The organism is Streptomyces virginiae (genome assembly GCF_040638905.1).
GTDB lineage: Bacteria > Actinomycetota > Actinomycetes > Streptomycetales > Streptomycetaceae > Streptomyces > Streptomyces virginiae_B.
In genome coordinates this window covers 40,801-61,387 of sequence record NZ_JBEZYV010000034.1, presented here as the reverse complement: position 1 = coordinate 61,387, position 20,587 = coordinate 40,801, and the positions used below count along the sequence as shown (strand labels likewise).

Here is a 20,587-nt window from a genome sequence, read left to right as displayed (position 1 = left end):
CTTTCGACCCCCGGGAGCCTACCCCGAACAGGTGCACATACGGGCGACAGACCGTCTCAGCCCGCCCGGCGGTGCGCCTTGGAGCGGGACCGCTTCTCGATGTACATCCGCTGGTCGGCGGAGCGCAGCACCTCGTCCGCCGACATCCCGCAGCTGGCCCAGCCGATGCCGAAACTGGCGCCGACACGCACCGCACGGCCGTCCACGCGGATCGGCGGGATGATCGCGTTGCGCAGCCGGACGGCGAGGTCCGCGGCGTCCGCGGCGCCGAGGCCGTCGGCCAGGACGACGAATTCGTCACCACCCAGCCGGGCGACGGTGTCACCGTCCCTGACGCCCGTCGTCAGCCGCCGGGCGACCTCGATCAGGACCGCGTCGCCCGTGTGGTGCCCGAACCGGTCGTTGATCGACTTGAAGCCGTCGAGGTCGCAGAAGAGCACCGCGAGCCCCTTCGTCCCGTCGTCGACGTCCGTCGCGGGCGCCACCGTGTGGACGTGGTGGTCGTACGGCCCGTCCGTCGGAGCGGTCGGCGCGCCGGGAAAGTCGAAGGGATCACCTCCGCCGTACCGGTCGGGCCCGTCGGGCTGAAAGCCGTGCTCACCGGCACCACCCGCCTCCGCCCGTACCTGGTACCCGTCGTGCCCGACCTGGGCGGCCTGCCCGCCGTGCGCGTCACGCCCCTCGAAGGCCGCGTCCAGGGCCTCGATCGCGCTGGCCCGCGCGGACTGGGGCCTGCGACACAGCCGCGCGCCGAGCCGGGCCCGCAGCTCGGCGCTGTTGGGCAGGCCGGTCAGCGAGTCGTGGCTGGCCCGGTGGGCGAGCTGGAGCTCGTGGCGCTTGCGCTCCTCGATGTCCTCGACGTGCGTGAGCAGGAAGCGCGGCCCGTCGGCGGCGTCCGCCACGACGGAGTTGCGCAGCGAGACCCACACGTACGTGCCGTCCCGGCGGCCCAGGCGCAGCTCGGCGCGGCCGCCCTCGGCGGAGGTGCGCAGCAGGGTGCCGATGTCCTCGGGGTGGACCAGGTCGGAGAAGGAGTAGCGGCGCAGTACGGAGGCGGGGCGGCCGAGCAGCCGGCACAGTGCGTCGTTGGTGCGCAGCAGCCGGCCGTGCTGGTCCCCGCCCATCTCGGCGATGGCCATGCCGCTGGGGGCGTACTCGAAGGCCTGGCGGAACGACTCTTCACTTGCGCGGAGCGCCTGTTGCTCGCGCTCCAGCCGGACGAGGGCGCGCTGCATGTTCGCTCGGAGTCTGGCATTGCTGATCGCAATCGCCGCCTGGAAGGCGTACATCTGGAGCGCTTCACGGCCCCAGGCACCGGGCCGGCGGCCGTTGCGCGGTCTGTCCACCGAAATGACACCCAGAAGTTCCCCGCCGGACGCATACATGGGCGCGTAGAGCCGGTCCTCGGGGTGCCACTCGTCCTCGAAGCGCGGATCGGGGCCGTCGGTGTGCCACTGGGGGACGTCGTCCTCCAGGAGGACCCAGCCCTCCGAGTGCGGGATGAAGCGGAGCCCGTCCCAGCACTCACCCATCGTCAGACGGCGCTCCCACGAGGCGCGGGACCCCACGCGACCTGTGATGAGGGCCTCCGCGGCGGGGTCGCCCGCGAAGGCGGCGACGACCAGATCGCCGTCCGGGCGAACGAGGTTGACACAGGCGAGCTCATAGCCGAGGCCCACGACGATGCCGTCCACGACGGTCTGCAGAGTGTCCGCCAGGCTCCGGGCCGTATTGAGATCGGCCACCACCCGGTGCAGCTGCCGCAGGGTCGCAAGACGGACGTACGGCTCCGACTCGGTCTCCATTGCTCGCTCTCCCCGAGACCTCGACAGCAACTCCAGGTTTGTCATCGGCGTTTCGTTGCGGTGTCCCGTCCACTGAATCACAGTGAGCTGTGCGGCAGGTACACAGGGTCAACAAATCTTGCCCGCTGTGACTCAAGTCACATGAGATGAATAACGGTGCGCGTAGAGGGGGTTCGGCCTGGGAGCGCTCCCCCGCCTTCTCGTGAGCAAACGATACGCCGGAGGCCTAGGCCGAGGGGTGGGGACGCGACTCGGACCAGGGCCCGATGTGCCGTACGGGAGGGCGAGATTAGCGTTTCAACGTGCTGAAGACGACCCCCGTAGCCGCCCCGCCCGACGCGAACCCCCATGCTGAGGGGGTGAGCAATGACGAGTTCCGCGCCGCGATGTCCCGGCTGGCCGCGGGTGTGTGCCTGATCACCGCCCACGAGACCCCGCTGTCGGCCGACGGCCCGCGCGGCGAGGACGTCGGCATGACGGCGACCGCCTTCATGTCCGTGTCCCTGGACCCGCCCCTGGTCCTGGTGAGCCTGCGCGAGGGCTCCCGCATGGACGACCTGCTGGCGGAGCAGCCGCTGTGGGCGGTCTCCGTCCTCGCCGACCACCAGCTCCAGATCGCCGGCCGCTTCGCCATGAAGGGCCGCATCAGCGACCGGCTGCTCTTCGCCGACCTGCCGTACGTACGCGGCGAGGCCTCCGGCGCGCCCCTGCTGAGCGGGGCCCTCGCCACCCTGGAATGCCGTACGGAGAAGCGCGTCGAGGCGGGCGACCACACCCTGGTGATCGGCCGGGTCCTGACGGCCGCGCTGCCGTCCCCGGACTCCCCGCCGCTGACGTACTTCCGCGGGCGCTACCGTCACCTGACCTGAGCCGGCCCCCGGCCCCCGGCCCCCGCCCCGGGCGGGTCCCGCCGCGGGGGAGGTTCCGCCGTGGCTACCAGTCCCGGCCGGTGCGGCCCCGCTTGGTCTCGGCCCGCGCCTTCTTCTCCCGCAACCGCCGCTCGTTGATCCCGCGCGGGATCTTCGTCGGCCGGCGCTGCCTGGGCGGCGGCGCCGTCGCCTCGGCCAGCAGCGAGGCCAGCCGGACCAGCGCCATCTCCCGGTTGCGCAGCTGCGAGCGGTGCTCGGAGGCCCGTACGGTCACCACCCCGCCCACGAGCCGGGACGCGAGGCGCTCCAGCGCCCGCTCCTTCCAGACCTCGGGCAGCGCCTTGGTCGCCGCCAGGTCGAACAGCAGCTCCACGCGCGAGTCCGAGGTGTTCACGTGCTGCCCGCCGGGCCCGGAGGACCGCGAGAAACGCCAGGAGAGCTCCCCCTCGGGGAGCGCGACCGAACCGCGGATGACATAAGGACCAGGCATGCCCCCTATGATCCGTGCCCGCCCGCCCCGCGTCACCCGCATTTGCCGCCGACCGGAATTCACGACGGGAACCCGACAGGCCTCTCGTCGCGTTATAGAGGTCAGCGGTAGTTTGACCGCCTGTACGTGCATGTCGGATGAGGAAAGGGACATTCCCATGGCTGTCAGCCTGTCCAAGGGCGGCAACGTCTCGCTCACGAAGGAGGCCCCGGGCCTCGCTGCCGTCACGGTCGGTCTCGGCTGGGACGTCCGTACCACCACCGGTGTCGACTTCGACCTCGACGCCTCGGCCATCGCCGTCAACGCGACCGGCAAGGTCGTCTCCGACGGCCACTTCGTCTTCTTCAACAACAAGTCCACCCCGGACCAGACCATCGTCCACACCGGTGACAACCGCACCGGCGAGGGCGCGGGCGACGACGAGGCCATCAACGTCAACCTCGCGGGCCTGCCCGCCGACGTCGACAAGATCGTCTTCCCGGTCTCGATCTACGACGCCGAGAGCCGCAGCCAGAACTTCGGCCAGGTCCGCAACGCCTACATCCGCGTCGTGAACCAGGCCGGCGGCGCCGAGATCGCCCGCTACGACCTCTCCGAGGACGCGGCGACCGAGACCGCAATGGTCTTCGGCGAGCTCTACCGCAACGGCGCGGAGTGGAAGTTCCGCGCGGTCGGCCAGGGCTACGCCTCCGGCCTCACCGGCATCGCCCAGGACTTCGGCGTCAACGTCTGAGTCGGCTCCACAGGCCTGCCTGACCCGGCGGATCCGCCCGATCCGCCGGATCCGCCGACCGCCGGTCCGCCGCTGAGCGGACCCGCGGACACCAGCGCGGGGCGAAGCCCCCTCCCGGCCGTCCGGGGAGGGGGCTTCGCTACCGTTCCACTGGTGATCCTCCAACCGCTGGTCCCCGTGGACGGCGCCCTCCCCGGCCCGGTCCTGACCGAGATCGCCGCCCTCTACTCGACCAACCACGCGTTCTTCGAACTCAGCGGCGACTTCCCCGATCCGAACCGCATCACGGTCGAACAGGTCGCGGCCGCCCTCGCCGACGAACTCGCCCACGACAGCGCGGAGATCCTCCTCGCCCGCAGCGCCGGCCGTCTCCTCGGCCTCGCCGCCACCCTGGCCCACAACCCTGCCGCCGCCCCCGGGGACGACGACCCCTGGATCGGCCTGCTGCTCATCGACGCCACCGCGCACCGCGAGGGCCACGGCCGTGCCGTGGCCACCCTGGTCGAGGACCGCTTCCGCGCCGCCGGACGCACCGGCGTACAGATCGCCGTACTGGACGACAACCCCACGGGCCTCGCCTTCTGGCGCTCCCAGGGTTACTCCCCCGTGCGCCGCGCCAAGGACCGCGAACGGGGCCGCGACTGCACGGTGCTGCGCAAACCACTCGACGCCGCGTAGCCAGGTCCTGCCGCGCCCCCTCTGGCCGGCGGACCTACTGCGGGCGGTCCTTGCCGTACAGCCAGACGTCCCAGACCTTCTTCAGGTCGTGGCCCGTCCGCGTCTGCGCGTAGGCGGTGAAGTCGGCGGTACCGGCGTTCCCGTGCCGGTGGTCGGCGGCCCAGCCGCGCAGCAGGGCGAAGAACTTCTCGTCGCCCACCTCCTGCCGGACCCGGTGCAGGACCATCGCGCCGCGCTGGTACACCGGGCTCGCCGAGATGTCCTGCGGCCGGGGCGGGTCGGCCGGCGGAAAGGCGGCCCAGTCGGATCCGGCGGCCTCGTCGACGTCCGTGTCACCGGTGAGGACGGCGTCGAAGTGCTCCTGCGCCGTGGGCCCGCCGTGGTCCTCGTCCCACAGCCACTCGGCGTAGGTCGCGAAGCCCTCGTTGAGCCACATGTCCTTCCAGGTCTTCGGCGACACCGAGTTGCCGAACCACTGGTGGGCCAGCTCGTGCAGCACCAGCGCCTCGTCCTCGGGCGCACCCGGGTACACCGGCTTGGTCTGCGTCTCCAGCGCGTAGTCGAGGGTCCCGGCGGGCAGGACGACCGCGCCCGCCGTACCGAAGGGGTAGGGGCCGAACCGGCGGCCGCCCCATTCCAGCATCTCCGACTGCCGCGCCAGCGAACGCTCGCTCGCGGCCGCCTCCTCCGGCGACACCGCGTTGTAGAGAGCCACCCCGGAGGGCGTACGCCCGGTGGTCACCTTGTACGGGCCGACGACGGCGGTCGCCAGGTAGCTCGCCATCGGCTCCGGGTTGTGCCACGCGAACTGGGTGCGCCCGTCGCCGGCTTCGGTCCGGGACTTCAACTCCCCGTTCGACACGGCCTCGTAGCCGTGCGGGACGGTGATCGTGATGTCGTAGGCGGCCTTGTCGCTGGGATGGTGGTTGCCGGGGAACCAGGTCATCGACCCGACCGGCTCTCCCACGCCGACCGCACCGTCCTCGCCCGTGATCCAGCCCTCCTTGGAGCCGTCCGCGTCCGTGAGGGCCTTCGGCCGCCCGCTGTAGTCGACCTCCGCGCGGAAGACCTGGCCGTTCTTCAGGTCGTCGGCCGGGCGCACGGTCAGCTCGTTGCCGGTCCGGTTGAACCGGGCCCTCTCACCGTCGACGCTCACGTCCTCCACGCGCAGGCCGCTGAGGTCGAGGTTGAAGGAACTGAGCCCCTGATCGGCGCGCGCGGTGATGACGGCCGTGCCGTGCAGCACCCCGTCGGCGGGGTCGTAGTCCAGGTCCAGCGCGTAGTGCTCGACCTGGTAGCCGCCGTTGCCCGCCTTGGGGAAGTACGGATCGCGCAGCCCCGACGCGCCCGGCCGCCCCTGCACCGGGCCCCCCGTGCACGCCGTGGTGACGGCGAGCAGGGCGGCGACGGCAGGGGCGGCGAGGCGGGGAAGCATGCGCTGGTCCACGCACCCGATCCTAAGCGGGCAAACCGCTCTCGCTACTTGCCGAGCGCGTCGACGCCGGCCTTGGCGAACTTCTCGTCCAGGTCGCCGCTCGGGGCGCCGGCCACACCGATGCCGGCGACGGGCGCGCCGTTCGCCTGGACCGGGGTGCCGCCACCGAGGAAGAGGGTGCCGGGGATGTCCTTCAGGTTCGGGGCCTGGGCCAGACGGCCCGCGAGAACCGAGGTCGGGGCGTTCCAGGACACGGCGGTGTATGCCTTGCGCTGCGCCGACTCGTAGGACTGCGGCCCGGCGCCGTCGCCGCGCAGGGTGACGATGGTGTTGCCGTTGCGGTCCACCACCGCGACGGTCACCTTCTGGTTCTCCGCCGCGGCGGCCTTGAGGGCGGCCTGGGCGGCGCGGGTGGCGGCGTCGACGGTCAGGTGGGTCGTCGTGGTGAAGTCCTTGTCGCTCGGGCCGTCCGTCTTCCCCGCGACGGCCGCGGCCCGGGCGGTGGTGGAGGCGGGGGTCGCGCTGGCGCTCACGGCACCGAAGGCTCCGGCGCCCAGGGCGACGGCGAGGGCGGTACCGGTGAGAACGCGGGTGCGGGTGTTCATCTCTGCTGCTCCTGAGAACGGTGACACGCTGACGGCTTCGGGTCGGTCCGGGCCGGTCGGACCGGCTCCTTCACTGCTCCAAGCCTGTCCCCGCACCCCCCGCCACCCCGTCCCCGGACCGGCTCGCCCCGCCCACCGCACCGGCTGACCCAGGGGTCGGCCGATCGGCCGATGCGCATCGCCCCCGGCGCGGTATTTGCTGGTCAGACCCGCACCCCGACGCCATCCCAGCCCCGCCGGCACCATCCCGGCCCCCGCCGGCGTTCGAGGCGCGGGGGGCCCGGGGGCAGCGCCCCCGCAACGGCGCCGCAACGGTGCGGCAGCCGACAATGGACGCATGCCCCGACCGAGGAGCACCCACCCCGTGACCCCCGCCCCGCCGCGCGACGACACCCGCACACTGGCGACGGTCGCGCACACCGCCTTCTTCCTCCTCCTCGGCGCCTCGGTGGCCCGCTTCCTGCTGCGCCACCCCGGCGAACCCCGCACCCCCTGGGTCCTCGCCCTCAGCATCACCCTGGCCCTGCTCTACGTACTCGGCCCGGCCCTCGGCGCCGCCCCCACCCGCCGCCGCCTCCTCTGGCTCGGCCTGGTCGTCACCACCTGGGTCGTCCTGGTCGTCCTCGCGCCGAGCTTCGCCTGGTGCGCCGTACCCCTCTTCTTCACCGCCCTGCGCACCCTCCCCCCGCGCGCCGCCGTCGTCCTCGTGGCCCTCCTCACCGCCTTCGTCGTGACCGCCCAGCTCCAGTTGTCCCAGTCCTTCGACCCCAACCTGCTCCTCGCCCCGCCCGCCGTCGCCGCACTCGCCACCGCCGTCTTCGTCCACATGGAACGCCAGGCCCAGGCCCAGCGCGCGCTGATCGACGACCTGATCCGGACCCGCCGGGAGCTGGCCGCCACCGAGCGCCGCGAAGGCACCCTCGCGGAACGCCAGCGGCTCTCCATGGAGATCCACGACACCCTCGCCCAGAACCTCTCCAGCCAGCAGATGCTGCTCCAGGCCGCCGACCGCACCTGGGACACCGACCCCGCCACCGCCCGCGAACACGTCCGTACCGCCACCGGCATCGCCGCGCACGGCCTCGCCGAGGCCCGCCGACTGGTCCACGACCTGGCCCCGTCCGAGCTCGCCGACGGCGCCGGCCTCGCCGACGCCCTGCGCGCCCTCGACGCCGGCCCCGACATCGAGGTCCGCTTCCACCTCGAAGGCGCCCCGGCCCCCCTCCCGGACCGCATCCAGTCCGCCCTGCTGCGGATAGCCCAGGGCGCCCTCGCCAACGTCCGGGAGCACTCCGGCGCCCGTACGGCCGCACTCACCCTCAGCTTCCTCGGCGACCAGGTGGTGCTCGACATCGCCGACGACGGCCACGGCTTCACCGAACCCCGCACGGACGCCGACGGGCGCGGACACGGCCTACCGGCGATGCGGGCCCGCGTCCGCCAGCTGGGCGGCACCCTGACCATCGAATCCACGCCGGGCGAGGGCACCGTCCTCTCCGCGGCCATCCCCCTGGAGCCCGCTCCATGACGACGATCCTGCTCTGCGACGACCACGTGGTGGTCCGCGCCGGCCTCCTGGCCCTCCTCGGCAGCGAACCCGACATCGAGGTCCTGGGCGAGGCGGGCAGCGGCGAGGAGGCGGTCGCCCTGGCCGCCAAGCTGCACCCCGACGTGGTCCTCATGGACCTCCAGCTCGGCGAGGGCATCGACGGCGTCGAGGCCACCCGCCGCATCACCGCGCTCCCGCAGCCCCCGCACGTCCTCGTCCTCACCACCTACGACACGGACGCGGACATCACCCGGGCCATCGGCGCGGGCGCCACCGGCTACCTCCTCAAGGCGGAACGCCCCGAGGAGCTCTTCGCCGCGATCCACTCGGCCGCCCAGGGCCGCACCACCCTCTCCGCGCCGGTCGCGAGCCGCGTGATGGCCCACATGCGCGGCAGCCGCCCCACCCTCACCGACCGCGAGCTCGACATCCTCGGACAGCTCGCACGCGGGCTGGGCAACCGCGACATCGCCCGCGCCCTGTTCATCAGCGAGGCCACGGTCAAGACCCACCTGGGGCGCATCTACGACAAGCTCGGCGTCGACACCCGCGCGGGCGCCGTCTCCGTCGCGAAGGAACAACGCCTCCTGCCCTCCTGACGCGCCCCTCCCGGCCCGCCCCTCCCACCGGTCCGGGGTGGGGGGCCCCGGGGACCCGTGACACCATCGGGTACGTGCTCGACATCGGCTACTCCCTCTCCCGGCGCTTCCCCGACCCCCCGCAGACCGACTACCGCTCGGCGGACGTCCACACGCTGCGCCACGACCTGTTCTGCGGGGACGTGTACCTCGCCGACACCAACGCGGACCGCGAAGTGTCCACAGCCTGGGGATGGGTGCCCGTACTGGACTTCGCCTGGGCCCTGTGCGACATCGTCGAGCAGCTCGACCAGGACCCGCGCGGCAGCCGCTCCGCCAAACGCCAGTACGCCGAGATCGACTTCACCGAGTCCACGGACCGCATGCTCTTCGAGCGCCGCTTCGGCTGGGTCGACGTCGAGGCCGACTGGATGCCGGCCGAAGAGGCCCCGCTGACCTTCAGCCACCGGCTGCTGCGCCGTGAAGCCCGCGACTTCCTGCACGACCTGCTCGCGGACCTGATCGACATGCACGACGGCCTCGCCGACAACCCGGCCGTCTGGACCCTCCAGGCCCGCTTCCCCCGCGTCCCGGCGTAGGGCCTGGGGCCCTGGAGGGTCTGGGGGCCAGGAGGGTTTGTAGGGCCTAGAGCCGTCCGCCGGACAGGGACTCCCGGAACACCTGTGCCGAGCGCGGGTTCTGCCCGCACTGCCACACGCCGTGCGGGCAGTAGTCGGTGATGCTGTGGTAGAGCGGCTCGTGCTCGGCGAACCAGGCCAGCATGCCCCGCACGTATCCCGGATTGTCGCCGTGCCGGAACAACCCCCACTCGGGGTACGAGATCCGCTTGCCGTGCGCCTTCGCGAAACGACCTGCTGCTGCAGTCCGTAGGGCTGCGTGACCTGCTCGCCGAAGGTACGGCCGGGCTCCTGGTCATAGGAATCCGTGCCGACGATGTCCACCACGTCGTCACCGGGATAGCAGCTCGTCCACGCGATCGCGTCACCCCCGCGGTTGGGCGCGAAGTCGAAACGGAACCGCTGCCGAGTCCCGCCCCGCCCCGGCTACGGCACCACCCGCACCCCCAGCTGGGAAGCGAGCGCCGGGGCCAGATCGAACAGCTGCGCCGGGCTGATCACCGCCCCGGCCAGCGCGTCCACCCCCCGCGCGATCTCCAGGACGGCGGCCTCCCGCAGATCCACGTCCGCCATCCGGACCCCGCTGAAGTCCACGCCGCGCAGCGCGCAGTCCCGGAACTCCACCCGCTCCAGCACCGCGCCCCCGAAGTCCGGCTCCACGAGCACGCACCCCTCGAAGACCACGTCCTTCAACCGGGCCTTCCGCAGGTTCAGATAGTCGATCTTGCCGCCCCGGACCACCACCCGCTCCAGCCCGGCCCCGTGCAGCTGCACCCCGCCCAGGCGGGCGTCCACCAGCTCCACGTCCCGCAGCGACGCCCCCGACAGGTCGGTCCCCACCCCCCGGACCCCCTCCAGCACCGAATCCAGGATCCGCGCCTTCGCCAGCCCCGCCTCGTCCAGCGTGCACCGCCGCAGCGCGCAGTCCATGAACCGGGCCCCGATCCCCTCCTGCCCCGCCAGGTCCAGGTCCGCGAACTCCAGCCCGTCGTAGTCCCCGTCCGGCTCCAGCTCCGGCCCCTCCCAGCGCGCCAGGTCCGGCAGCCGCAGCTCCGGCCTCCGCGCCGCCTTCACCGACTGCTGCCGCACGTTTCGCACCATGCCTCCATCGTGACCGACCGCACTGACAGCGGCCCGCGCTCTTGACCTCAACCGAAGTCGAGGTCGCAGCCTGAACCCATGCCCACGACCATGAACGCCGTCCGCCTGCACGCCTTCGGCCCCGCCGAGAACCTCACCTACGAGCGCACCGCCCGCCCCGCCCCCGCCGCCGGCCAGGTCCGCATCGCCGTCGCCGCCGCCGGGGTGCACCTCCTCGACACCAGCCTCCGCCGCGGCGTCCAGGGCCCGCCCGCCCCGCTCCCCGCACTGCCCACCGTCCCCGGCCGGGAAGTCGCCGGCACCGTCGACGCCCTCGGCGCCGGCACCGACCCCGCCTGGCTCGGCCGCGACGTCGTCGTCCACCTCGGCTTCGCCCCCGGCGGCTACGCCGAGTACGCCGTCGCTGACGCCCGCCGGCTGCACCCCGTACCGGACGGCCTCGACCCCGCCCAGGCCGTCGCCATGATCGGCACCGGCCGCACCACCCTCGGGATCCTCCAGTTCGCCGACCTCGGACCCGGCTCCGTCGCCCTCGTCCCCGCCGCCGCGGGCGGCATCGGCACCCTGCTCGTCCAGTACGCGAAGAACGCCGGCGCCACCGTGATCGCCCTCGCCGGCGGACCCGCCAAGACCGCCCGGGCTGCCGCGAACGGCGCCGACCTCGCCCTCGACCACACCGACCCCGGCTGGGCCGACGCCGTCCGCGCCCACCACCCCGGCGGAGCGAGCGTCCTCTTCGACTCCGTCGGCGGCAACACCGCCCGCACCGCCCTCGGCCTGCTCGCCCCCGGCGCCCTGCACCTGGTCTTCGGCTGGTCCGGCGGCCCCCTCGACCTCACCGACACCGAACGCGCCGATCTCACCGCCCGTGGCATCACCACCCAGGGCGTACTCGGCTCCGCCATGCTCCAGCGGGCCGGTGGCGACGACCCCCTGCGCCTCCTGGAAACCCGCGCCCTCGCCGAAGCCGCCGCCGGCCGGCTCCGGCCCGCCCTGAGCCGCTACCCACTCGCCGAAGCCGCCGCTGCCCACCGCGACCTCGAGAACCGCGCCACCACCGGCAAGGTCGTCCTGGAACCGTGACCCCGACGGTGCGAGGGGCGGCTCGAACACGGCACGCTCCGGCACGGGCAGCCGCCTCAACCACACTGCACACCAAGCCAGTTGTGGCTCCGTCTCTCTCGCCGCTACGTCGCGCCGAGGGCGGCCAGCGCCCCGCCGGTCAGGCGGTACACCGACCACTCCTCCTGCGGCCGCGCGCCCAGGGCCTCGTAGAAGGCGATCGTCGGCGCGTTCCACTTCAGCACCGACCACTCCAGCCGCTCGTAGCCGCGCTCGACGCACGTACGCGCCAGCTCCGCCAGCAGCGCCTTGCCGTGCCCGCCCCCGCGCACGCCCGGCCGTACGTACAGGTCCTCCAGATAGATGCCGTGCTCCCCGCGCCACGTCGAAAACGAGAGGAACCACACCGCGAACCCGACGACCTCCCCGTCCGCGGTCTCCGCCACATGCGCGAACACCGCCGGACGCTGCCCGAAGAGGGCCTCCCGCAACTGCTCCTCGGTGGCCCGCGCCTCGTGCGGCGCCTTCTCGTACTCGGCCAGCTCACGGATCATCGCGTGGATGACGGGGACATCGGCCACTTCAGCACTTCGGATCATGCCCGCAGCCTAAGCACCAGTCCGCGACGAACGTAGGCCCTGCGGGCTTGCTCGGCGGTGTCCGGGTGCCCTGCGGTCTCGGCGGTGTCCAGCGGCGGCTCGCGCACCGACAACGACGGCCGTACCCAGCCGGCCACCGTCGACTCCCTCCGCGACCTCCTCTTCTCCTTCTTCCCGGCACTCACCGGCACGGAGATCACCCACGCCTGGTCGGGCGTCCTCGGCGTCCCCCGCGACTGGTGCGCCACCGTCACCCTGGACCGCAGCACGGGCGTGGGCTGGGCGGGCGGCTACGTCGGCTCGGGCGTCGCGACCTCCAACCTGGCCGCCCGCACCCTGCGCGACCTGGTCCTCGGTGAGTCCACGGGGCTGACCGCCCTGCCGTGGGTGAACCACCGCGTCCGTCGCTGGGAGCCGGAGCCCTTCCGCTGGCTCGGCGTACAGGCCCTGTACGCCGCCTACCGCGAGGCGGACCGCCGCGAAACCGCCACCCACACCCCGACGACCGCGCCCCTGGCCCGTCTGGCCGACCGCATCTCGGGCCGCCACTGAAGCCCCGCTCCACAACGCCGGAAGGCCCCGGGCGTCAACCCGGGGCCTTCCGCTTCTGGAGCCCCCTGTCGGATTCGAACCGACGACCTACGCATTACAAGTGCGTTGCTCTGGCCGGACTGAGCTAAGGAGGCACTGCACACCCGCGTGTACTGCGAGCGAAGCCGCCATCACTCTACACAGCGCGAGAATCCCCCTGCCATCACATTCGTCAGCCCTCCACGGGGTACCCCGTCGACGCCACCGCCGCCGCCACGGCGACCGGGTCCGCCTCCGGGTTCAGGGCCTTGATCACCTCGGCCGTGAGGGGGCGCATGGCGTAGACGTGGCGGACCGCGTCCAGGTCCATGGACCGCTCGTGGTAGTCCTCGGCGAAGTCGCGGTAGGCCTCCGGCGTGCCCGCCGCGAGCACCTCGAAGAGGTCCTGGGCCCCGTCGCCGTAGCCACCGGGGCCGTCGGGGATCTCCACCGGCCCCGTGTGCCACACCTCGTCCGTCGCCTGTCGCCAGAACACGACCGTGACGCGCGGGACGGGGCCTTCGCCGTCGTCGTCGCAGAACGCCGGCTCCGTCACGTACGGGTGGAAGGCCTCGGGCACGGCCTCCACCAGTCCCGGCCAGACCTCCACGTCCTCGCCGCCCCACGGGCTCATCCCGGATTCGTGGGCGAAGCCGCGCGCGTACGCGCCCGCCGCCGAGAAGACGATGGCGTAGTCGTCGCCCGAGCCGTTGTCCATGAGGGCGGCGCCTTCCGTCTCGGACCAGTCGGCGGCGTAGGCGAAGAACTGGTCCCGGGTGTCCATCACCGTCTCCAGCACGGCCAGGGCCAGGCACCGGTCCCGCAGGGTCTCGATGTCGGGGAGGACCGGGAGGATCTCGTACACGCTCATGGGCGCATGGAAGCAGGTCGCGCTGACAATCCCACACCTCCGCGGTGCTGACAGACGGCGTCCGGCCGGGTAGCGTCGGGCGGAGTCCGGATTCTGGACTAGACCTTCCACTCGGATCGTCCGGCACGTTCCTGCCGGTAGAAGGGATTCCTCACCATGGCTTCTGTCACTTTCGACAAGGCGACCCGTCTGTACCCCGGCGGCGACAAGCCCGCCGTCGACCAGCTGGAGCTGGAGATCGAGGACGGCGAGTTCCTCGTCCTCGTCGGCCCCTCCGGCTGCGGCAAGTCCACCTCGCTGCGCATGCTCGCCGGCCTGGAGGACGTCAACGGCGGCGCCATCCGCATCGGTGACCGCGACGTCACCCACCTGCCGCCCAAGGACCGGGACATCGCGATGGTGTTCCAGAACTACGCGCTCTACCCGCACATGAGCGTCGCCGACAACATGGGCTTCGCGCTCAAGATCGCCGGCGAGGACAAGGCCACCATCCGCAGGAAGGTGGAGGACGCGGCGAAGATGCTGGACCTCACCCAGTACCTGGACCGCAAGCCGAAGGCGCTCTCCGGCGGCCAGCGCCAGCGCGTCGCCATGGGCCGCGCGATCGTCCGCAAGCCGCAGGTGTTCCTGATGGACGAGCCGCTGTCGAACCTGGACGCCAAGCTGCGCGTGTCGACGCGTACGCAGATCGCGGCCCTCCAGCGCGACCTCGGCATCACCACCGTCTACGTCACCCACGACCAGGTCGAGGCCATGACGATGGGCGACCGGGTGGCCGTGCTCAAGGACGGTCTGCTCCAGCAGGTCGACACCCCGCGCAACATGTACGACCGTCCCGCGAACCTGTTCGTCGCCGGCTTCATCGGCTCCCCGGCCATGAACCTGGTCGAGGTCCCGATCACCGACGGCGGCGTGAAGTTCGGCGACAGCGTCGTCCCGGTGTCGCGCGCGGCACTGTCCGCCGCGGCCGACGCCGGCGACCGCACCGTCACGGTAGGCGTCCGCCCGGAGCACTTCGACGTCGCCGAGACCGGCGGTCTGACCGTCACCGTGAACGTCGTCGAGGAGCTCGGCGCCGACGGCTACGTCTACGGCTCCACCTCGGCCGCCGAGGGCTCGCAGGACCTCGTCGTCCGCGTGGGCGGCCGCCAGGTCCCGGAGAAGGGCTCCAGCCTGCACATCGTGCCGCGGGCGGACGAGATCCACGTCTTCTCGACGTCTTCCGGGCAGCGACTGTCCGACTAGTCGCACCGGATACGGATTTCGGAGGGGCGTCCCGTCAAGGGGCGCCCCTGCGCGGTCCGTTGCCGGAGAGCACCCCACAGGAACCCCGGCAGACCGGGCCATTCGGGCGCGGGCGTCAACCCGTAATTCGAAAAGCCACGTCGAACCATCCCCCGACAGGGTGACTAAATGTCGCCAAATCTTCACCGAGCGCTACTCTCGCCCTCGTGACCCACACTGCCCGCCGTATCGGCCGTTCCCTCGCCCTGGTCCTGCCCGTCGTCCTGGTCCTGTCCGGGACGCTCGCGGTCACCATGGTCCCCTGGGCGGACACTTCCTCCTCCCAGCTCGTCACCGCCTCCGCCGAGGGCGTCTCCACGCCCGCGAAGCCGCGCGCCGCCCACGAGGTGCTGCGCACCCGGCTGGTCGGCGAACTGCAGCAGGGCCTGGCGCCCGACGACGTCCTGACCCACCTCCAGCAGGAGGTGAACCGCCGGCCGTCGCTCGCCGAGCACTGCGTGGGGATCGCCCGGGCGCTCGGACGCGCCGCCGTCGAGGCGTACGGCCCGACGAAGGCCCAGTCGTTCGCCCGCCCCGTCTGCGACACCTCGTACGCCTCCGGCGTCGCCTCCATGGGCTGACGCGCGGCCCGTCCCTACGCTGGCCGCATGACCGACGCCCCCCGATCCGCCCCCTCCGCAGCCGCGTTCCCCGCCGCCCCCGCCCAGGCAGTCGTCCTGGCGGGCGGCCAGGGTTCGCGGCTGCGTCCGTACACCGACGACCGCCCCAAGCCGATGGTCGAGATCCCGGGGACCGGGCTGCCGATCATCGGGCACCAGCTGGCCTGGCTGGCCGCCGAGGGGGTCACCGACGCCGTGGTCTCGTGCGGGCACCTCGCCGGGGTGCTCCAGGAGTGGCTGGCCGAGGCCCCGTTGCCGCTCCGCGTGACCACGGTGGTCGAGGAGGAGCCGCTGGGGCGCGGCGGCGGCCTGAAGTACGCCGCGCGGCACCTCCCCGACCCGGACGGGGCCTGGTACGCGACGAACGGCGATGTCTGGACGCGCTTCTCGCTCCGCGAGATGGCGGCCTTCCACGCCGAGCGCGGGGCGGTCGCGACGCTCGCGCTGGCCCGGCCGCGGATCCCGTGGGGGGTGGTGGAGACCAACGAGTTCGGGCACGTGCTGGACTTCATCGAGGCCCCGCCGTCGCCGTATCCGGTGAACGCCGGGGTGTACGTCTTCGGGCCCGAATTCGCCGCGCTGCTGCCCGACTTGGGGGACCACGAGCGCACCACCTTCCCGCGGCTGGCGCGGGAGCGGCGGCTGGCCGGCTTCCCGCTGCCCCAGGGCGCCTACTGGCGGGCGATCGACACGGCCAAGGACCTCACCGAGGCCGCACGGGAGTTGGCGGCCCAGACGGGCCTCTGAGGCCCTCCACGGCCCCGCCTCCGCGGCCCGCCCTCCCCTCCCCCGCCTCCCCTCCTCCGCCGTTCCGCATCCCCGCACACACCACAGGGGCCCGGCACGCTCTCGCGTGCCGGGCCCCTGTGTGCCGGCCCCTGGCGGAGGGCTCAGCCGATGAGCCCGCCGATCAGGCCGGGCTGCTTGGTCGCAGTGGTGCCTCCCCCGCGCGTGCTGCTCCCCGACGAGGAGGACGGCGGCTTCGGCGCCGTGGACTGCCGGGGCGTGCTGCGCGGGGTCTGCTGCCTGCCGGTCGTGCCCCGGGTCGCGGTGGGCGACTCGGAGCCCGTGCCCGCGCTCTCCCGGGAGGGTGCGCCCGACGCGGTCCTGCCGGCCTTGGCGGACGGTTCGGACGGGGAGGGCGTCGGCGAGGACGACTGCCGGTTCGGCTGCTGCTGTGCGGGCTGCTGCTTGGCCGGCGCCTGCGGCAGCGGGCGGCCCGGCAGGTAGTTGCTGGGGGCCTGGCCGGGCCCGGGGACGGTGACCACGGTGGTGGAGCGGACGGCGCCGCCGAGGAGCGAGCCGACGATCAGGGTGAGTCCGCAGACGACGGTCGCCATGACGGCGCCGCGCCGCAGCACGCGGCGGCGCAGCCGCCAGATCTCGGAACGGGGTCCGAGGGTGCGCCAGGCCTCGCCGGCGAGGCGCCCGTCGAGGGAGTAGACCGGCGCGCCCGCGATGATCAGCGGGCTCCAGGCGGCGAGGTAGATGATGTCGGGCGCGTCGTAGGCCGGGACGGTCTTCCAGCTGACCGTCATCAGCAGCGCGGCGGACAGCAGCGCCCCGAAGCAGGCGGCGAACCGCTGCCACAGGCCGAAGACCGTCAGCACGCCGACGATGACCTGGAGGAAGGCCACGCTGAGGCCCGCGCCCACCGGGTGCGCGAGCGCGAAGTCACGCAGCGGCTCGGCCAGCGCCCACGGGGTCAGCGTGTGCAGCCAGGTGACCATGGAGCCGCGCTCGCCGCCGTCGAAGTAGACGGGGTCGCACAGCTTGCCCATGCCGGCGTAGATGGAGATGAAGCCGAGGAAGACGCGCAGCGGGAGCAGCACGACGCCGAGGTTCATCCGGCGGCCGGGGTAGTAGGAGGCCTGCCCGCGGTTGTCGGCCGCCGGGCGGCGGGATTCCGGTCCGCTGGGGGCCCCGGAGCCGGCCGGCCGCTCGTACGGGAGGTCCCGTACGGCGGCCAGGGGGCGCGTCGCGGTGGGGTCCCCGTAGCTGCGCTGGCCGATGACGGTCGGCGTGGCGAGGGTGTCCTCGGCGAGGTCGTGGTCCAGGTCGATGCGCGGGATGACCTGGGTGGCGCCGCCGTCGTTCTCGTCGTGGCCGCGTACGGCCTGGAGCAGTCCGCCCATGGCCGCGGCGGCGTCGCCGGTGTCGGACTTGCCGCTCCAGACCACGGGGGCCCGGCGGCGGGTGGCCCCGGCGGCGGCCACCACGGCGCCGCCCAGGACGGGCGCGCGGCCGGGGGCCTTCGCGGGCTTGGAACGCGCGCTCGGGCTCGGTGCGAGCCGCACGCGGAAGCTGGCGTGGTTGACGATGACCTGTGCGGGGTCGCACGGCACCTTGACCATGCTCAGCGCGGGCTGGTCGTCGAACCCTGACGTTCTGGTGTCCACACTCATCTAACCGAGTGATCAGTGTTTAGGACACTGCCTTGACATCAGGGATCTGTCCGAGACCCGTCAAGATCAAGCCACCCCGCCCGAAACGGGCGGGGCGGCACGCTCACGGGTCACTTTCCGTGAGCCAAGTGGATCAAGGCGGTCAGGTGCGGGGCTGCGTGGCGCGGCGGCGGGCCGCCTCGTAGAGCACGACGCCCGCGGCGACACCGGCGTTGAGGGACTCGGCACCGCCCGGCATCGGGATGCGCACGAGGTAGTCGCAGTTCTCGCCGACGAGTCGGCCCAGGCCCTTGCCCTCGGAGCCGACGACGATGACGACCGGGCCGCCGAGCGCCTCCAGGTCCTGCACCTCGTGCGTGCCCTCGGCGGCGAGGCCGACGACGGCCATGCCGGCCTTCTTGTACTCCTGCAGGGCGCGGGTGAGGTTGGTGACGCGGGAGACCGGGGTGCGGGCGGCGGTGCCGGCCGAGGTCTTCCAGGCACCGGCGGTCATACCGGCGGCGCGGCGCTCGGGGATGACCACGCCGTGGCCGCCGAAGGCGGAGACGGAGCGGACGATCGCGCCGAGGTTGCGCGGGTCGGTGACGCCGTCGAGGGCGACGATGAGGGGGTCCTCGCCGTTGTCGTGGGCGGCGTCGGTGAGGTCCTCGGGGTGCGCGTACTCGTACGGCGGGACCTGGAGGACCAGGCCCTGGTGGTTGAGCCCGTTGGTCATGCGGTCGAGCTCGGGGCGCGGGGCCTCCATCAGGTTGATGTTGCCGCGCTCGGCCGCGAGCTGGAGCGCCTCGCGGACGCGCTCGTCGTTGTCGATGAACTGCTGGACGTAGAGGGTGGTGGCCGGGACGCCGTCGCGCAGCGCCTCGAAGACCGGGTTGCGGCCGACGACCATCTCGCTGGTGCCCTTGGGGCCGCCGCGGCGCGGCGCCGGACGGCGCTTGGCCGCCTGGCGGGCCATGGCGTTGGCGATGCGGTTCGCCTTGTGCTTCTTGCGGTCCTCGGCCTTGGGCGTGGGGCCCTTGCCCTCCAGGCCCTTGCGCCGCTGGCCACCGCTGCCGACCGTAGCGCCCTTCTTGTTGGACGTGCGGCGGTTCCTGCGCTGGCTGTTCCCGGCCATGACCTCTACCTGTTTTCGTTGGTGCTGCGATATGTACGTATGAAGAGTGTGCCGCCCGGACGGCCGGGCGGCACAGTCGGACTGCTCCGGGTGCCGGGGGCTCAGCGGGGGCCGAGCGTCCAGCGCGGCCCCGTCGGGCTGTCCTCGATGACCAGACCGGACTGCTGGAGCTGGTCGCGGATGGCGTCGGCGGTCGCCCAGTCCTTGCGGGCCCGGGCGGACTCCCGCTGATCCAGGACCAGGCGTACGAGGGTGTCCACCGCGCCGTGGAGGTCCTCGCCGCGGTCGGTCTCGCCGGCCCAGTGCGGGTCGAGCGGGTCCAGGCCGAGGACGCCCAGCATGGCCCGTACCTCGGACAGGCGGGCGATGGCCCCGTCCTTGTCGTCGGCGGCGAGCGCGCTGTTGCCCTGGCGGACCGTGGTGTGGACGATGGCGAGCGCCTGCGGGACGCCGAGGTCGTCGTCCATGGCCTCGGCGAAGGCGGGCGGAACCTCCTTCGCGGCCTCGACCGGGCCGCCGGCCTTCTCCACGACGCGCTGGATGAAGCCCTCGATGCGGGCGAAGGCCGACTCGGCCTCGCGCAGCGCCTCCTCGCTGTACTCGATCATCGACCGGTAGTGCGGGGTGCCGAGGTAGTAGCGCAGGACGATCGGGCGCCACTGCTTGACCATCTCGGAGACGAGGACGGAGTTCCCGAGGGACTTGGACATCTTCTCGCCGGACATGGTGACCCAGGCGTTGTGGACCCAGTAGTTCGCGAACTCGTCGCCGAAGGCCTTGGCCTGGGCGATCTCGTTCTCGTGGTGCGGGAAGATCAGGTCGAGGCCGCCGCCGTGGATGTCGAAGGCCTCGCCGAGGTACTTGTGCGCCATGGCGGAGCATTCGAGGTGCCAGCCCGGCCGGCCGCGGCCCCACGGGGTCTCCCAGGAGGGCTCGCCCGGCTTGACCGACTTCCACATGGCGAAGTCGCGGGGGTCGCGCTTGCCCGTCTCGCCCTCGCCGGAGGGCTGGAGCAGGTTGTCGAGCTCCTGGTTGGACAGGCTCAGGTAGCCGGGGAAGGAGCGCACGTCGAAGTAGACGTTGCCGTCGGACTCGTAGGCGTGGCCGCGCTCGATCAGGCCGCGCATCATCTCGATCATCTCGGGGACGTGGCCCGTGGCGCGCGGCTCGTAGGTGGGCCGCAGGCAGCCGAGGGCGTCGTACCCGTTGTTGAAGGCCTGCTCGTTGTCGTAGCCGATGGACCACCAGGGGCGGCCCTGCTCGGCCGACTTCGCGATGATCTTGTCGTCGATGTCGGTGACGTTGCGGATGAAGGTGACGTCGTAGCCGCGGTACTCGAACCAGCGGCGCATCATGTCGAAGTTGAGGCCCGACCGGATGTGCCCGATGTGCGGGGCCGCCTGCACGGTGGCACCACAGAGGTAGATCGAGACGCAGCCCGGAACGAGCGGGGTGAAGTCGCGGATCTGCCGGGCGTTGGTGTCGTACAGGCGAATAGTCACGGCATCCAGGGTAGTGCGCCCGTAGCAGTGCCCCGCGACCTTTGGGGCCGCGGGGCCGCTTTGTTGCCGAAGATGCGCC

20 protein-coding genes, 1 tRNA gene and 2 pseudogenes are annotated in these 20,587 nt (G+C 72.6%); 11 read left to right on the top strand and 12 right to left on the bottom strand.

Features of this window, described 5'->3' with window-relative positions; all coding sequences use genetic code 11:
* Nucleotides 1–56: 56 nt before the first annotated feature.
* Nucleotides 57–1,805, bottom strand: a complete 1,749-nt coding sequence (gene cdgB, locus AB0F82_RS31685) for a diguanylate cyclase CdgB (protein WP_356815300.1) — start codon at nucleotides 1,803–1,805, stop codon at nucleotides 57–59.
* 302 nt (nucleotides 1,806–2,107) lie between these two features.
* On the opposite strand from cdgB, the gene AB0F82_RS31680 reads away from it, so the two are divergent.
* Nucleotides 2,108–2,674 (top strand): flavin reductase family protein, encoded by a 567-nt coding sequence (locus AB0F82_RS31680; protein ID WP_362633675.1) that lies wholly within the window; start codon nucleotides 2,108–2,110, stop codon nucleotides 2,672–2,674.
* 64 nt (nucleotides 2,675–2,738) lie between these two features.
* Here AB0F82_RS31680 and arfB read toward each other — a convergent pair whose 3' ends face one another.
* On the bottom strand, nucleotides 2,739–3,164 hold the full coding sequence (gene arfB, locus AB0F82_RS31675) for an alternative ribosome rescue aminoacyl-tRNA hydrolase ArfB (RefSeq protein WP_356815298.1): 426 nt from the start codon (nucleotides 3,162–3,164) through the stop codon (nucleotides 2,739–2,741).
* Between the two features lie 157 nt (nucleotides 3,165–3,321).
* On the opposite strand from arfB, the gene AB0F82_RS31670 reads away from it, so the two are divergent.
* Both AB0F82_RS31670 and AB0F82_RS31665 read left to right on the top strand, forming a co-directional pair.
* Nucleotides 3,322–3,897 (top strand): TerD family protein, encoded by a 576-nt coding sequence (locus AB0F82_RS31670; protein ID WP_030031143.1) that lies wholly within the window; start codon nucleotides 3,322–3,324, stop codon nucleotides 3,895–3,897.
* 153 nt (nucleotides 3,898–4,050) lie between these two features.
* On the top strand, nucleotides 4,051–4,575 hold the full coding sequence (locus AB0F82_RS31665) for a GNAT family N-acetyltransferase (RefSeq protein ID WP_362633671.1): 525 nt from the start codon (nucleotides 4,051–4,053) through the stop codon (nucleotides 4,573–4,575).
* Between the two features lie 34 nt (nucleotides 4,576–4,609).
* Here AB0F82_RS31665 and AB0F82_RS31660 read toward each other — a convergent pair whose 3' ends face one another.
* Together AB0F82_RS31660 and AB0F82_RS31655 are read right to left on the bottom strand one after the other, a co-directional pair.
* Nucleotides 4,610–6,010 (bottom strand): M1 family metallopeptidase, encoded by a 1,401-nt coding sequence (locus tag AB0F82_RS31660; protein ID WP_362633695.1) that lies wholly within the window; start codon nucleotides 6,008–6,010, stop codon nucleotides 4,610–4,612.
* A 44-nt stretch (nucleotides 6,011–6,054) separates the two neighbouring features.
* Nucleotides 6,055–6,615, bottom strand: a complete 561-nt coding sequence (locus AB0F82_RS31655; protein ID WP_356815296.1) for a GlcG/HbpS family heme-binding protein — start codon at nucleotides 6,613–6,615, stop codon at nucleotides 6,055–6,057.
* 337 nt (nucleotides 6,616–6,952) lie between these two features.
* Between AB0F82_RS31655 and AB0F82_RS31650 the strand changes: the two genes are divergently transcribed.
* The 3 genes from AB0F82_RS31650 to AB0F82_RS31640 all read left to right on the top strand — a co-directional run bounded on the left by AB0F82_RS31650 (nucleotide 6,953) and on the right by AB0F82_RS31640 (nucleotide 9,341).
* Nucleotides 6,953–8,143, top strand: a complete 1,191-nt coding sequence (locus AB0F82_RS31650; protein ID WP_362633669.1) for a sensor histidine kinase — start codon at nucleotides 6,953–6,955, stop codon at nucleotides 8,141–8,143.
* On the top strand, nucleotides 8,140–8,763 hold the full coding sequence (locus tag AB0F82_RS31645; protein ID WP_030031022.1) for a response regulator: 624 nt from the start codon (nucleotides 8,140–8,142) through the stop codon (nucleotides 8,761–8,763). The genes AB0F82_RS31650 and AB0F82_RS31645 overlap by 4 nt, the downstream gene beginning before the upstream one ends.
* A 74-nt stretch (nucleotides 8,764–8,837) precedes the next feature.
* A complete protein-coding gene (locus AB0F82_RS31640; RefSeq protein WP_356815293.1) occupies nucleotides 8,838–9,341 on the top strand; it encodes a hypothetical protein in 504 nt (167 codons plus the stop codon).
* 58 nt (nucleotides 9,342–9,399) lie between these two features.
* Here the strand turns inward: AB0F82_RS31640 and AB0F82_RS31635 are convergent.
* Together AB0F82_RS31635 and AB0F82_RS31630 are read right to left on the bottom strand one after the other, a co-directional pair.
* Nucleotides 9,400–9,785, bottom strand: a pseudogene (locus AB0F82_RS31635) (glycosyl hydrolase); the annotation flags it as partial.
* A 21-nt stretch (nucleotides 9,786–9,806) separates the two neighbouring features.
* Nucleotides 9,807–10,481: a pentapeptide repeat-containing protein gene (locus AB0F82_RS31630; protein WP_362633666.1), complete on the bottom strand. Its 675-nt coding sequence runs from the start codon at nucleotides 10,479–10,481 to the stop codon at nucleotides 9,807–9,809.
* Between the two features lie 90 nt (nucleotides 10,482–10,571).
* Here AB0F82_RS31630 and AB0F82_RS31625 point away from each other — a divergent pair, with 90 nt between their 5' ends.
* Nucleotides 10,572–11,564, top strand: coding sequence for a zinc-binding dehydrogenase (locus tag AB0F82_RS31625; protein ID WP_356815307.1), 993 nt, complete (start codon nucleotides 10,572–10,574; stop codon nucleotides 11,562–11,564).
* Between the two features lie 104 nt (nucleotides 11,565–11,668).
* Here the strand turns inward: AB0F82_RS31625 and AB0F82_RS31620 are convergent, their stop codons facing one another.
* A complete protein-coding gene (locus AB0F82_RS31620) occupies nucleotides 11,669–12,142 on the bottom strand; it encodes a GNAT family N-acetyltransferase (RefSeq protein WP_362633663.1) in 474 nt (157 codons plus the stop codon).
* Nucleotides 12,143–12,238: 96 nt separating this feature from the next.
* Here AB0F82_RS31620 and AB0F82_RS31615 point away from each other — a divergent pair.
* A pseudogene (locus AB0F82_RS31615) lies at nucleotides 12,239–12,694 on the top strand (FAD-dependent oxidoreductase); the annotation flags it as partial.
* Between the two features lie 56 nt (nucleotides 12,695–12,750).
* Here AB0F82_RS31615 and AB0F82_RS31610 read toward each other — a convergent pair.
* Nucleotides 12,751–12,828: transfer RNA gene (locus AB0F82_RS31610), tRNA-Thr, on the bottom strand.
* Nucleotides 12,829–12,905: 77 nt separating this feature from the next.
* The gene (locus tag AB0F82_RS31605) at nucleotides 12,906–13,583 is read right to left on the bottom strand and encodes a hypothetical protein (RefSeq protein WP_362633660.1); all 678 of its coding nucleotides are present in this window, start codon (nucleotides 13,581–13,583) and stop codon (nucleotides 12,906–12,908) included.
* A 156-nt stretch (nucleotides 13,584–13,739) separates the two neighbouring features.
* Here AB0F82_RS31605 and AB0F82_RS31600 point away from each other — a divergent pair, with 156 nt between their 5' ends.
* The 3 genes from AB0F82_RS31600 to AB0F82_RS31590 all read left to right on the top strand — a co-directional run bounded on the left by AB0F82_RS31600 (nucleotide 13,740) and on the right by AB0F82_RS31590 (nucleotide 16,234).
* A complete protein-coding gene (locus tag AB0F82_RS31600; protein ID WP_356815944.1) occupies nucleotides 13,740–14,828 on the top strand; it encodes an ABC transporter ATP-binding protein in 1,089 nt (362 codons plus the stop codon).
* A gap of 206 nt (nucleotides 14,829–15,034) precedes the next feature.
* Nucleotides 15,035–15,448, top strand: coding sequence for a hypothetical protein (locus tag AB0F82_RS31595; RefSeq protein WP_356815943.1), 414 nt, complete (start codon nucleotides 15,035–15,037; stop codon nucleotides 15,446–15,448).
* Nucleotides 15,449–15,475: 27 nt separating this feature from the next.
* A complete protein-coding gene (locus tag AB0F82_RS31590) occupies nucleotides 15,476–16,234 on the top strand; it encodes a nucleotidyltransferase family protein (RefSeq protein WP_356815942.1) in 759 nt (252 codons plus the stop codon).
* A 143-nt stretch (nucleotides 16,235–16,377) separates the two neighbouring features.
* Here AB0F82_RS31590 and AB0F82_RS31585 read toward each other — a convergent pair whose 3' ends face one another.
* From AB0F82_RS31585 to cysS, 3 genes are all read right to left on the bottom strand, one after another.
* Nucleotides 16,378–17,892 (bottom strand): DoxX family protein, encoded by a 1,515-nt coding sequence (locus AB0F82_RS31585; protein WP_362633654.1) that lies wholly within the window; start codon nucleotides 17,890–17,892, stop codon nucleotides 16,378–16,380.
* A 142-nt stretch (nucleotides 17,893–18,034) separates the two neighbouring features.
* Entirely contained in the window at nucleotides 18,035–19,006 is a 972-nt protein-coding gene (gene rlmB / locus AB0F82_RS31580; RefSeq protein WP_356813699.1) for a 23S rRNA (guanosine(2251)-2'-O)-methyltransferase RlmB, read from the bottom strand.
* A 101-nt stretch (nucleotides 19,007–19,107) separates the two neighbouring features.
* On the bottom strand, nucleotides 19,108–20,508 hold the full coding sequence (gene cysS / locus AB0F82_RS31575; protein WP_356813700.1) for a cysteine--tRNA ligase: 1,401 nt from the start codon (nucleotides 20,506–20,508) through the stop codon (nucleotides 19,108–19,110).
* Nucleotides 20,509–20,587 lie beyond the last annotated feature (79 nt).